Below are 12,125 nucleotides of genomic sequence, written 5' to 3' on the forward strand. Positions count from 1 at the left end.
TCATTCCACTATTTGGTTTGTAATATAAGCACTATGAGGATAGACATGAGAAAATACGTTCTGCTCTTAACTGCACTCGCAATTTCCGCCCTGCTTTTGTTCGGCTGTGGCGGCGCCAATGACTCAACCGTAGCCGTCGTCGACGGCGAAGACATTCCAGTCGCCATTATCCACGATTTTTTCGACAAGGGCGGCTGGACATTCGAATCCTACGCCGAAGAATTCAAAGCCAAACGCGCCGCGGTGGATTCCGTCATCGATTACAAGCTATTGGTTAAAGGCGCTTATGAGTCCGGACTCGCCAATGATCAGGAAATCGAAAAGCTGATTGTGACCCAAAAGGCTAACTTCCTTTTCGATGTTCTCTACAAAATGGATGTCGCCCCTGCTACCAATGCGACTGATGCTGACATCCGCGAGTTCTACGACAAGCTCAAGCAAGAACGCCGGATCTTCCATATTCTCGTAGCTACTAAACCGGAAGCAGACAGCATCCGTCAGCAACTAAGCAGTGGAGCCGCTTTCGACTCTATTGCACGGCTCGTCTCTCTCGACCAATCCTCTGCAGTTCGCGGCGGCGAACTCGGATGGCTCAATTGGGGCACCGACGTTGTCGCCGAATTTCGCGAAAAAGCTTTCCAAATGGCGGTCGGAGAGACCTCTGAACCGCTCAAAACTGAATTTGGCTATCATATCATCCGCTTTGCGGAAGCACGCGAAGTTGAACTCCGCCCCTTCGCCGAGCTTCAACCATTCATCAAGACCGCCTTGGTGAGCAGGCGCGCGATGGAATCAGAAGAAGTGTTTCTGCGCAAAATGGAAGAGAAAGCCGCTGTCCAGATAAATCCCGAAGCGACCGCTATGCTTTTGGAACGACTCGAAATGTACTATCCCCCGACGCTCAATAATGCCACTCGACCCGACAACTTCTTCCCGAATCTGGAACTCCTCAAGCCATTCGAACAGCAGATGATCATTGCCAGCTACACCGGCGGTGAATTGACTGTCGAGAGTTACATCAACAAGCTTGCCGACGTGCCCGATGCATCGCGTCCGCGATTCGATGACGAACGCACGATGAAGAAGGTTATCTTTCAACTGGAGTTGAGAAACATTGTCGAGTACGAAGCCGAACAGCGCAAGATACAGGACACCGACGAAGATCAGAAACGCGTCACCGACTTCCGCGAAGGACTAATGGTCGACAAGTTCACGCGTCAGGTGATCGGCCAGGCTGTGTCAGCTTCCGAAGACGAAATCTCTGAGTATTACAATTCTCATATCACCGAGTTTACTGTCCCACAGGAATATCACGTCTTTGAAATTCAGATGGCCACGGCCGAACTTCTCGCGCCGGTTATTGAAGAATTGCGCGGCGGAGCGAACTTTGAAGCTCTGGCCGCACGTAATACAATTCGTGTCGGAATGAAAGCCACCAAGGGCGACCTCGGATTCGTACAGAAATCCCGATACCCCAAAATTTGGGAAGCCGCCTCAAAACTGCCCGTCGACAAGATTTCTGACATCGTTGTCAATGACGAAGGCACGTTTTCAGTAATCAAAGTCGTCGATGTTAAACAGCCGGTGATTCGCCCAATCGAGGGTGTCGTTTCGCAGGTACAGGCGCGCATCATCGACTTGAAGCGCTCCAGCGCGACAGTTGACTGGCTCCGTGATCGCCGTGAGAAAGCCAAAATTGAAATCAATGAGGATGCGTTGGTAAATTCGATAGACAAGGCAAAGTATGACGTTAAGGGTTAGATTCATATTCCTATTGGTTGGTCTCTGCTGCTTCTCAACGCTGGCTTACGCATGGGAACCGCTTGACAAAATCGTCGCCGTAGTCGGCGATCGCGTGGTGCTTGCTTCCGAACTGCAGTTCCAACTGGAAATGTACGAAACGCAAGCCGCTGACCAGCTCAAAACTCCCGAGCAGAAAGCTCATTTCAAGGAAGAACTCCTTCGCCAGATGATCAATGACCGGTTGATCCTCATCAAAGCCAAGGAAGACACCTCCATTGTCGTCGATGACAAACAAGTCGATCAGGCTCTCGAAGAGCGTATGACGGACCTGCGCAGCCGTTTTCGCTCAACTCAAGAGTTTGAGAACCAACTTGCTGTCGAAGGCTACACCATGCGCGACCTGCGCAACAAGCTTCGCGTTGATATTCACGATCAGCTGGTGAAAGACCGCCTCGTACAGAAATTATTGAGCAAAGTCTCGGTTACTCGCGATGAAGTCGAGAAGTTCTATTCTACCTATCGCGACAGTCTTCCGCCTCATCCGAACTCAATCAAATTGGCTCATTTGCTTCTCAAATTGACTGCCTCTTCCCAGATTTCCGACTCGCTCAAACTAATGGCAGAGTCCCTGCGCGAACGCATCAGTCAAGGCGAGAGCTTTGAAGCTCTGGCGGAACAATTCTCCGAAGATCCTTCCGCCGAAGGCGGCGGCGATATCGGCACCTTCCGCAAGGGTGACCTCGTGCCGGAGTATGAAAAGGCCGCACTGGCATTGAATCCGGGCGAAGTCTCACCCGTAGTGCACACAGCTTTTGGCTATCACATTATTAAACTGGTAGGCAAGGCCGACGAGTCCTTCCACACTAAGCACATTCTGCTTCTCGAAAAATCCTCCAACTCCGACAGCACACGCGTATATTCTGAAGCTGAAGCCCTTGTAACCCGCGCCAAGAGCGGCGAGGACTGGGCCACATTGGTTAAAGACTATTCGACCGACGATAGGACACGCGCCAATTTCGGTGAGTTAGGTTGGTATGCCCTCGCTGAGCTTCCCGATGAGTTCAAGGGCGGTCTCGTAGGACTTGAGATTGGCGGTATTTCAAAACCGGTCTGGTCCGAAGAAGGACTGCACATCATCAAACTTCTCGACCGTAAAGATGAAAGAGCTGTTTCTCTTGCGGATGACTACGACATGCTGAAAGAATATGCCCGCCGTCAAAAGTCGTCGGAAGTTATTGCACAAATCGTCGACGAGATGAAAGAGCGCGTCTACATCGACTTGCGCGGGATATAGATGCGACTCGATCAGTTCCTCAATAAATCCGGAATCATCAAGCGCCGCTCGCTTGCGAAAGAGCTATGCGACAAAGGCGCCGTCGACCTCAATGGCCGGGTAGCCAAAGCCTCAAACGAAGTGAAATCCGGTGACAAACTCGCAGTTAAGTCGCCGGAAAGACGGAGTCACTACTTGATTCGCGAAATACCAACCGGTAACGTCCGCAAGGAAGACCGTGGCAAATACGCCGAATTGACCTCCGAAGAGAATTTCCACTCAGCCTGATGCAACCCAAGTTCCACGAAGTCAAACGGGCAAGCGAACTCGCCATCGTTGTCGGTGTGCAATTCGGTAAAATAGATGACCGCGCCTTTTCCGATTCGCTCGAAGAACTGAAAGAACTCGTGTACTCGGCGGAAGCCAAAGTCGTCGGTACACTCACTCAGAAGCGCCCTTCTCCCGATAGCCGTACCTTTATCGGTACCGGCAAAGTCGACGAATTGAAATCCATGAAAGAGGCGACCGGCGCCAATCTCATCGTTTTCGACGATATGCTCTCTTCCGCTCAGGTCAGAAATCTCGAGAAAGAACTCGAGATCAAAGTCATCGATCGCGGCAATCTCATCCTTGATATCTTCGCCAAACGAGCCACTACCAGCGAAGCCAAGATTCAGGTTGAATTGGCTCAGTTGCAGTATCTGCTTCCTCGGTTAACCAATATGTGGTCCCATTTCAGCAAACAAGTCGGCGGCATTGGTACACGCGGTCCCGGTGAAACCCAGCTTGAGGTCGACCGCCGTATAATCAAGACCAAGATTGCCACTCTAAAGGAACGCCTCGAAAAGGTCGACCGCCAACGCGCCACCCAACGTAAGCGTCGTCAAGATGTCTATAAAATCGCCCTTGTCGGCTACACCAACGCCGGTAAGTCAACCGTATTCAATCTGTTAACCAAGGCAGGCGTCTGGGCTGACGACCTCTTGTTCTGCACTCTCGACGCCGTAACGCGGTTCCTGCCCCTTAACAGTAAGAACCGCATAGTGATATCCGACACTGTCGGATTCATCCAAAAGATCCCTCACGAGCTGGTTGCTTCGTTTCAGTCAACGCTCGACGAGGTTCGCTACGCCGATCTCTTACTTCATATAGTCGATATCTCTCATCCGAATCCAATCGACCACTACGAGAAAACCAATGCAGTATTGGATGAAATCGGTGCTGGACAAGTCCCCCGACTCCTGATACTAAACAAATCCGACCTAATCTCTGCTGAAGAGATTCCCTCAATTGACTTGAACTTTCCCCCCGCGCACATCTTTTCCGTATCCGCAAAAACCCACGTTGGCATGGATAATTTCCTGAACTTTCTTACTACCTTTGTCGAAAAAGAAATTGGGGCAAGAATGGGTATTGCAAAAAAGACTGATGGCAAAGCGCGAAATTCTTATCGTTGACGACAATCCAAATATGGCAACTCTCCTCTCGGAGATGTTGGATGTCTATGATATTAAGAGCCGTGTAACCAACGACGGCGAGTCCGCACTTAAGATGCTTGACGAAGAGCAATTCTCGCTCGTTATCACGGACCTCAAGATGCCTCGCATGTCCGGCACCGAACTTCTTACCGCAATCAAGGGCAAACATCCCGATATTCCGGTGGTCGTAATCTCTGGTTACAATGTCGGCACTACCGAAGGCCAGGTTGTCTCCGGCCTCGCAAACGGCTTCATCCATAAACCATTCAAGATGGTTGATATCCAAGCCGTCGTTGAACAGTACCTGTAGCCGCAGAACAAACACCCTTCTGCGGTACTTTTTCAATCACCTCCACCAGCATTGATCGACTCCCGACACCAATCTTTTCATTGCTTCCCACCTGTTAGCCGTATATAATGCCCTATTACTATGGCCGGCGACACTTCAGTCAGCCGAAATTGCCGTGAGTTTATGGCGAAACTTGAAGAAGTCGCCACAATTTGCGGTCGAAATTCGGCAGAAATCACAGTGGTCGCAGTATCTAAAACTCGACCGCTTAGCGATATCGAGGCAGCAGTCGCTGCGGGAATGTCGCAGTTCGGCGAGAGCAAGGTGCAAGAGGCACAAAGCAAGTTCGCGACGACGCCGCGCGATTATCGTCTGCATATGATCGGCCACCTGCAGACGAACAAAGCGCGAGCCGCTGTCAGCCTCTTTGATATGATCGAATCAGTCGATTCGCTCAAGCTCGCCCGGGCAATTGACGAAGAATCGGCCCGGCTGGGAAAAGTCATGCCGATCTTGCTCGAGGTCAACTGCAGTCGTGAAGCCCAGAAGTATGGGCTTCAGCCTGAAGAAACCGAGCGCGTCGCCGCCGATGTGTTTGAACTTAAGAACGTGCGCCTTTGCGGTCTCATGACCGTGGCGCCGTTTGTAGATACCGAATCAATAATTCGCGCGTCATTTGTTGAATTGCGCGGGTTGTTCGAGTCGATCAAAGCCGGACATCCCAAAGCCGCCGAATTCGACCAGATCTCGATGGGAATGTCCGATGACTGGGAGATCGCCGTCGCCGAAGGTTCAACTATGATCCGTATCGGCCGTGCATTGTTCGGCGAGCGATAAAATAAAAAAACCACGTTGAAAGGAATCGATATCATGGCTATGACTCCGGTGGAATTGCGGAACGTAAAGTTTGAAAAGAAACTTCGCGGTTACAACCCGATGGATGTTGAAAACGTACTCAACGAAATCGCCGGAGAACTGGAGCGCCTGATCGACGCCAACAATGCGCTTCAGCGCCAGTTGCTGTCACAGGAAGAAAAACTCAAGCAGTTCCAGAACCTTGAAAAATCAATAAAAGACGCCCTCTTGACCGCTCAGCAAGCCGCCGAAGAAAAACGCAAAGCTGCTGACCGGTCCGCCGAGGTTCAGATTCGCGAAACCGAAGCCGTTTGCGTTGAGATGAAACAAAAGGCGCTCAGCGAAGTAGAAACGATGAAATTCGAATTGGCGTCGCTCAAAATGCAGAAGGTGCGTTTCGTCGCCGAACTGCGTTCGCTGATCGACACCCACCGCAGACTTCTCGACGAAAAATCGCAGAGCGAGAACTTGGCGGATGTTGCGGCCAACGTAGAGATGCTGAGCGCAGATACCAACGAAAACAAGTAGGACGATACTATGAACTTGATGGACAAGATTTCCGAAGCTACCGAATTCATCCGAAACAAAACCAAGTCTGAACCGCCTATCGGTATCATCCTTGGTACCGGCCTCGGCCGTCTTGGCGAACGAATCGAAAAAGAAACCGTCATCGACTATCAGCAGATCCGGCATTTCCCGGTTTCGACTGTCGAAGGTCACGCTGGGCGTCTGATATTCGGCAAACTCAACGGAAAAAGTGTTGTCGCCATGCAAGGCCGATTCCATTTCTATGAAGGCTACAACATGGAACAGGTGACGTTTCCGGTCCGTATTATGAAACAGCTCGGCGTCAAGGTGCTCATCGTTTGCAATGCTGCCGGTGGTATGAATCCGCAGTATCGCGTCGGCGAAATGGTATTGATTACAGACCATATCAACTTCCAGGGTCAGAACCCCCTGATCGGACCAAACGACGAGCGTCTGGGACCTCGTTTCCCCGATATGTACAACTGCTACGATAAAGATCTCCTCGATTTGGCGGAACGAACAGCGCTCGACCTCGGTTATCGAATCATGCGCGGAGTCTATGTAGCCGTTACGGGTCCGAATCTCGAGACCGGAGCCGAGTACCGCATGCTCCGCACAATGGGCGCCGATGTCGTCGGTATGTCGACTGTGCCCGAAGTTATCGTAGCCCGTCATCAAGGCATGAAAGTCCTCGGCGTGTCGATTGTCACCGATATGGGACTCGCAGACAATATGCACCCCTGCAGCCATGAATTGATTTTGGCTGCCGCCAACAAGACCGAGCCGTTGATGACCGAGATGATTGCGAAAGTGGTTGAAAGGATGACAGTTTGAAATTCGATGAGTTAAAGTCCGACGCTACCTTAGCGAAGCTTGAGGAAGCCGTCCTCGAGTATTGGGACAAGGCAGACACATTCCACCAGGGTCTGAAACTGCGCAAGGATGCCCCGCGCTATACCTTCTATGAGGGTCCGCCAACAGCAAATGGCCGTCCTGGAATTCATCACGTCATCACTCGCACTATCAAAGACATGGTCTGCCGTTACAAGCAGATGCAGGGATATCTCGTCGAACGCAAAGCCGGTTGGGACACCCACGGCTTACCCGTTGAAATCGAAGTCGAAACTCAACTGGGTCTCAAGAACAAAAATGAGATCGAAAAGTACGGCATAGCTGAGTTTAACAAGAAGTGCCGCGAATCTGTTTTCAAATACAAGACCGATTGGGATAACCTGACTAAGCGCACTGGCTATTGGCTCGATTTGGACAAGCCATACATCACCTGCGAAAACAACTACATCGAATCAGTCTGGTGGATACTTGCACAATTCTACAATCGCGGCCTGATGTACAAGGGACACAAGATACTTCCCTATTGCCCCCGTTGCGGTACCGGCCTGTCCTCTCATGAGGTTGCACAAGGCTATGAAGACGTCAAGGACCCGTCGATATTTGTCCGTGCCGAATTAGCAGACGAACCTGGCACCAAGTTCCTCGTCTGGACGACGACGCCATGGACGCTAATCTCCAACGTCGCCTTGGCTGTGGCGCCAGAAGCTGATTACATCAAGGTCCAATTCGGCGAAGAGAAGTTGATTCTTGCCGAAGCCCTTGCCGCTCGCGTCTTAGGCGGCGAATTCACAGTACTCGACAAGTTCAAGGGCAAGACCCTTGAGCACAAGTCATACAAGCCGTTCTTCCCCTTCTTCGAAGGCAAGTACGAGAAGCTTTACTACGTCACACTCGCTGACTTTGTCACTCTCGAAGACGGTACCGGTATCGTCCACATGGCGCCTGCCTTTGGCGCAGACGACTATTCCGTGGGCTTGAAGTATGGTCTGCCTGTAATACAAGCTGTGTTGCCTGATGGCACCTTTCCGCCCGAAGTCACCGACTATGCCGGAAAATTCATCAAAGATGCCGACCCGATCATCATCAAGGATCTGGACAAACGCGGCATACTGTTCAAGAAAGAAATCTACGAGCACTCGTACCCCTTCTGCTGGCGCTGTCATTCGCCGTTGATCTACTACGCCCGCAAGTCGTGGTACATCAAGACGTCAGAAAACAAGGATCGCTTGCTCGCCCGCAGTAATGAGATTAACTGGGTGCCTTCCGAAATCGGCACGGGTCGCATGGGCGAGTGGCTCTCGAATAACGTCGATTGGGCGCTTTCGCGCGAGCGATACTGGGGCACGCCCCTCAATCTCTGGGTGTGTCAGGAATGCGAAAAGGTCCAGCCTGTCGATTCAGTGGCAACACTTCGCAAGATGGCGACCAACGCACCGGCCGAGCTTGACCTGCACAAACCGCATGTCGATCTGCTCGAAGTCAAATGCGAGTGCGGCGGCAAATGGTCCGTGAACCGGAAGTCATCGACGTCTGGTTCGATTCCGGCGCCATGCCGTACGCCCAGTTCCACTATCCGTTCGAGAACAAGGAATACTTCGAGCAGAATTTCCCGGCTGACTTCATCTCAGAAGCTACCGATCAAACTCGCGGCTGGTTCTATTCACTGCTCGCAATCAGCACTCTCCTTTTCGACAAGCCTGCCTACAAGAATGTCGTCGTCATCGGCTTCATTCTCGACAAAAAGGGCAAGAAGATGTCGAAGTCGCTCAAAAACACCATCGACCCGTTCGAAGTGGTAAACACCTACGGTGCCGATGCATTGCGCTGGTACCTGTTGACCGTCAGCCAACCGCATCAAGTCACCAGACTTGATGTCGCCGGCATTGGCGAGACTCAGCGCAAGTTCCTTGATACGCTCAAGAACACTTATGCCTTCTTCGCGATCTACGCGAATATCGATAATCTCAAGGATCGTGCCGCGCAAGAAACTAAGGGCGACCTCAAGGCGCTACTCGAGAAACTTGCCGGCGAACCCGCCGAAATCGACCTGTGGCTGCAATCACGTCTCGAAAGCCTCAAGCGCGGCGTTACCACAGCGATGGATGCTTACGACATGACCCGCGCCTGCCGTGCCATCGACGAGTTTGTGCAAGACGAACTATCGAACTGGTATGTCCGCCGCTGTCGCCGCAGATACTGGGCTTCCGGCGATACACCCGACAAGTTCCGCGCTTATCTCGAACTTTACAACGCACTCGTCAACGTCTGCCTGCTTTCAGCGCCGACAATACCTTTCCTGAGCGAACGCCTATACCGCGAACTCGGCAACGGCGACTCGGTTCATCATCAGATGTTCCCGAAGCACGACGAATCCAAGATCAATGCGAGCCTCGAAGAGCGCATGAACGCCGCCATAAAGTTAGTCGGCCTCGGTCGCTCAGCGCGCAATGTAGTCCAGATCAAAGTCCGTCAGCCGCTGCAGGAGATGAAGGTCAAGCTTCCTTCTGATGTCAGCGAAGCAAACGTTGCGCCTCTGCTTCAGGTCGTCGCAGAAGAAATCAACGTCAAGAACGTTACCTTCATCGCCGACACCACGCAAGTCGCTGAGTACACCATACTCCCGAACTTGAAAGAGCTTGGTCCCAAGTTAGGCAGCGCGATCAACCCGGTCAAAGCCGCACTCGGCAAGTTGCCCGAGTCTGAAATCAAGAAATTCCTCGCGTTGAAGGAATTGAAGGTTACAGTCGACGGCAAAACGTACACCTTCACCAGTGACGAAATTCAAGTTCGCTTAACCGGCAAAGACGGATTCGCCGTCGCCGCCGATGGTGGATATACTGTCGCACTTACCACCGTTATCACCGACGAGCTTCGCGACGAGGGTTTTGCACGCGAACTGGTGAACAAGATCCAGAATATGCGCAAGGATGCCGACTTCGACGTGACAGACAACATCACCGTCGCCATCAGTTCCACTGACAAAGTCGTCTCAGCTGCCAAACGGCACCTTGAATACATCAAGAAAGAGACCTTGGCGACTGCTGTTGACTTCGGCGAGTCCGCCGACGGCTTCCAGCGCGACTGGGATGTCAACGGCGAACCGGCAAAACTGGCAATCAAGAGATAGCTTTTTCGGATAGCAATTTGGGCCGAATTTGGTTATAATAAGAGTCTTATGCGTAAACGTGATTTAGAGAGATTTGAGAAGATTCTTCTCGCCCGTCGTGAAGAGCTAATGCGCGACATGGGTTTGTTTAAGGATATGAATCTCAGTACCACCACCAAGGAAGCTACCGGCGATCATTCCAGCCATTCTTTCCATATGGCTGATCAGGGTACCGATGCCATGGAGCGAGAAAAGGCATTCCTGCTCGCATCCAAAACTGGCCGTCTGGTCTATCATATCAATGACGCACTGCGTCGTATCGGCAACGGTTCCTTCGGCAAATGCCTCGGCTGCGGCAAACAGATCAGCACTGCCCGCCTTCTGGCTGTTCCACACGCGCGATTCTGCATCTCCTGCAAGGAGCGTGAAGAGGAAGCCAAGGCTACCACGACCACGAGACGCAAAAAGTAGAATCGATGCCGTTGTCAGATAACCTTCGCTGGTCAACCGCCAACCGCTACCTTTTCAATGTTTCGCTAATTGCGGCAGTCGTCTTTCTGGTTGATCAGATCACCAAGATTTGGGCTTTAAAAGCCCTTAGCCCTGTCTCCAAGACCAGCATTATCGGCGATTTGGTGCAGTTTACGCTGATTTTCAATGAAGGCGGCGCTTTCTCCACCAAGTTGGGTTCGACTTATTTCTATACTTTTGCTTCGATTGCTGTAATGATCATCGTGGTAATCGTATTATACAAGGACGCCGGCAAGAACCGTATTCTTGACGTTGCCCTGTCATTGGTTCTTGGAGGTGCATTAGGAAATCTGACCGACCGTCTGCGCTTTGGCGCAGTCGTCGACTTCATTGATGTCGATTTCCCTGACTTTTCGCTCGAACCGGCGAAAATTCTCTTCTTCGATTTTCCTGGCTATGCGCTTGATCGCTGGCCGGTATTCAATATCGCAGATTCGGCGGTCAGCGTCGGAATGGTGCTGATAATTGCCGCTCTAATCTTCGATTCCCGAAAGCAGAAATGTGCCATTAATCACAGTCAAAATCCCAACACTGCCTGAACCTGAACGCATCGACGTCGCTCTCGCTCAGGCCGATCTCGGTCTCTCTCGAAGTCATCTCAAACGCCTCATTGGCGAGAAACGAATCACCATCAACGACAAGTGGGTGAGAGTCTCTCAGCTCGTCTCCGGCGGTGAAGAAGTCGTCATCGACAAACCTGACGAAAAGCGGATATCTTTCGTCTCGGAAGAGATTGAACTCGAGATCGTCTTCGAGGATGATTTCCTCGCGGTCGTCAACAAACCCGCCGGGATGGTCACTCATCCGGCTCCCGGTCACGAAAGCGGCACTCTTGCTAATGCCCTATTGCACCACTTCAGCCAGCTTTCTAGCGGCTATGCTCGTGGCTTTCCCGGACTTGTTCACAGGCTCGACAAGAACACCAGCGGCCTGATGGTTGTCGCCAAGAATGACACCATCCATCGCAAACTCGCAGCTCAGCTAATGCAGCGTACCTTGACTCGTGAATATTGGGCACTAATCTGGGGCAAGATGAATCCGCCCAAAGGCTCAATCGACATCGCCATTGGCCGCTCACGCGCGGATCGTCGCGTTATGACTTCCGGCAGTCCCAACACTCGCGAAGCCGTCACTCACTACGAGACTATGGAAGAACTATCCTTCCTCAGTCTGGTAAAACTCCACCTCGAAACGGGCAGAACTCACCAGATCAGGACTCATCTCAAAGAATCTAACCACCCCGTTTTCGGCGATCCTGAATATACTGGCCGCGATGGCCGGCTCACCGGAATCGAGGCGCGCCACCGGCCCACAGCTCTGAAACTGCTCAAAGCGACTCCCAGGCAGATGCTTCACGCCAAAAGACTGGTCTTTATTCACCCTGAAACCGGCAAGTCTGCAACTTTTGAGGTTGAATTACCCGAAGACTTTAGACAAGTTCTGGATATCATTCGTCACTATCAGTAGGAA

Annotated in this window: 11 protein-coding genes and 1 pseudogene; all 12 read left to right on the forward strand. The window is 51.8% G+C overall.

Translation table 11 applies throughout. The annotated features are described in order from the left end of the window. Nucleotides 1-45: 45 nt before the first annotated feature. The 12 genes and pseudogenes from IPH59_09115 to IPH59_09170 all read left to right on the forward strand — a co-directional run bounded on the left by IPH59_09115 (nt 46) and on the right by IPH59_09170 (nt 12,122). Complete coding sequence (locus IPH59_09115; GenBank protein MBK7091868.1) at nt 46-1,761, forward strand: peptidylprolyl isomerase; 1,716 nt, start codon at nt 46-48, stop codon at nt 1,759-1,761. After that, nucleotides 1,745-3,037, forward strand: coding sequence for a peptidylprolyl isomerase (locus IPH59_09120; protein MBK7091869.1), 1,293 nt, complete (start codon nt 1,745-1,747; stop codon nt 3,035-3,037). The genes IPH59_09115 and IPH59_09120 overlap by 17 nt, the downstream gene beginning before the upstream one ends. Further along, on the forward strand, nt 3,038-3,304 hold the full coding sequence (locus IPH59_09125) for an RNA-binding S4 domain-containing protein (GenBank protein ID MBK7091870.1): 267 nt from the start codon (nt 3,038-3,040) through the stop codon (nt 3,302-3,304). It abuts the gene before it with no gap. Next, nucleotides 3,304-4,473: a GTPase HflX gene (gene hflX / locus IPH59_09130; GenBank protein MBK7091871.1), complete on the forward strand. Its 1,170-nt coding sequence runs from the start codon at nt 3,304-3,306 to the stop codon at nt 4,471-4,473. Before IPH59_09125 ends, hflX begins: the two co-directional genes overlap by 1 nt. Then, nucleotides 4,445-4,804 carry a response regulator gene (locus IPH59_09135; GenBank protein MBK7091872.1) on the forward strand — a complete coding sequence of 120 codons (360 nt, stop codon included), beginning with the start codon at nt 4,445-4,447 and terminating at the stop codon, nt 4,802-4,804. The genes hflX and IPH59_09135 overlap by 29 nt, the downstream gene beginning before the upstream one ends. A gap of 162 nt (nt 4,805-4,966) precedes the next feature. Next, nucleotides 4,967-5,620 (forward strand): YggS family pyridoxal phosphate-dependent enzyme, encoded by a 654-nt coding sequence (locus tag IPH59_09140; GenBank protein MBK7091873.1) that lies wholly within the window; start codon nt 4,967-4,969, stop codon nt 5,618-5,620. A 33-nt stretch (nt 5,621-5,653) separates the two neighbouring features. Then, nucleotides 5,654-6,166, forward strand: a complete 513-nt coding sequence (locus IPH59_09145) for a DivIVA domain-containing protein (GenBank protein MBK7091874.1) — start codon at nt 5,654-5,656, stop codon at nt 6,164-6,166. 9 nt (nt 6,167-6,175) lie between these two features. Further along, on the forward strand, nt 6,176-7,000 hold the full coding sequence (locus tag IPH59_09150; GenBank protein MBK7091875.1) for a purine-nucleoside phosphorylase: 825 nt from the start codon (nt 6,176-6,178) through the stop codon (nt 6,998-7,000). Next, a pseudogene (locus tag IPH59_09155) lies at nt 6,997-10,145 on the forward strand (isoleucine--tRNA ligase). The gene IPH59_09150 and the pseudogene IPH59_09155 overlap by 4 nt, the downstream one beginning before the upstream one ends. A 48-nt stretch (nt 10,146-10,193) precedes the next feature. Continuing rightward, nucleotides 10,194-10,595 (forward strand): TraR/DksA C4-type zinc finger protein, encoded by a 402-nt coding sequence (locus IPH59_09160; protein MBK7091876.1) that lies wholly within the window; start codon nt 10,194-10,196, stop codon nt 10,593-10,595. Nucleotides 10,596-10,600: 5 nt separating this feature from the next. Then, the gene (lspA, locus tag IPH59_09165) at nt 10,601-11,194 is read left to right on the forward strand and encodes a signal peptidase II (protein MBK7091877.1); all 594 of its coding nucleotides are present in this window, start codon (nt 10,601-10,603) and stop codon (nt 11,192-11,194) included. Continuing rightward, nucleotides 11,157-12,122, forward strand: a complete 966-nt coding sequence (locus IPH59_09170; GenBank protein MBK7091878.1) for an RluA family pseudouridine synthase — start codon at nt 11,157-11,159, stop codon at nt 12,120-12,122. The genes lspA and IPH59_09170 overlap by 38 nt, the downstream gene beginning before the upstream one ends. Nucleotides 12,123-12,125: the final 3 nt, after the last annotated feature.

Source organism: bacterium, assembly GCA_016708315.1.
In the GTDB taxonomy this organism is placed as follows: Bacteria; Zixibacteria; MSB-5A5; order CAIYYT01; family CAIYYT01; genus JADJGC01.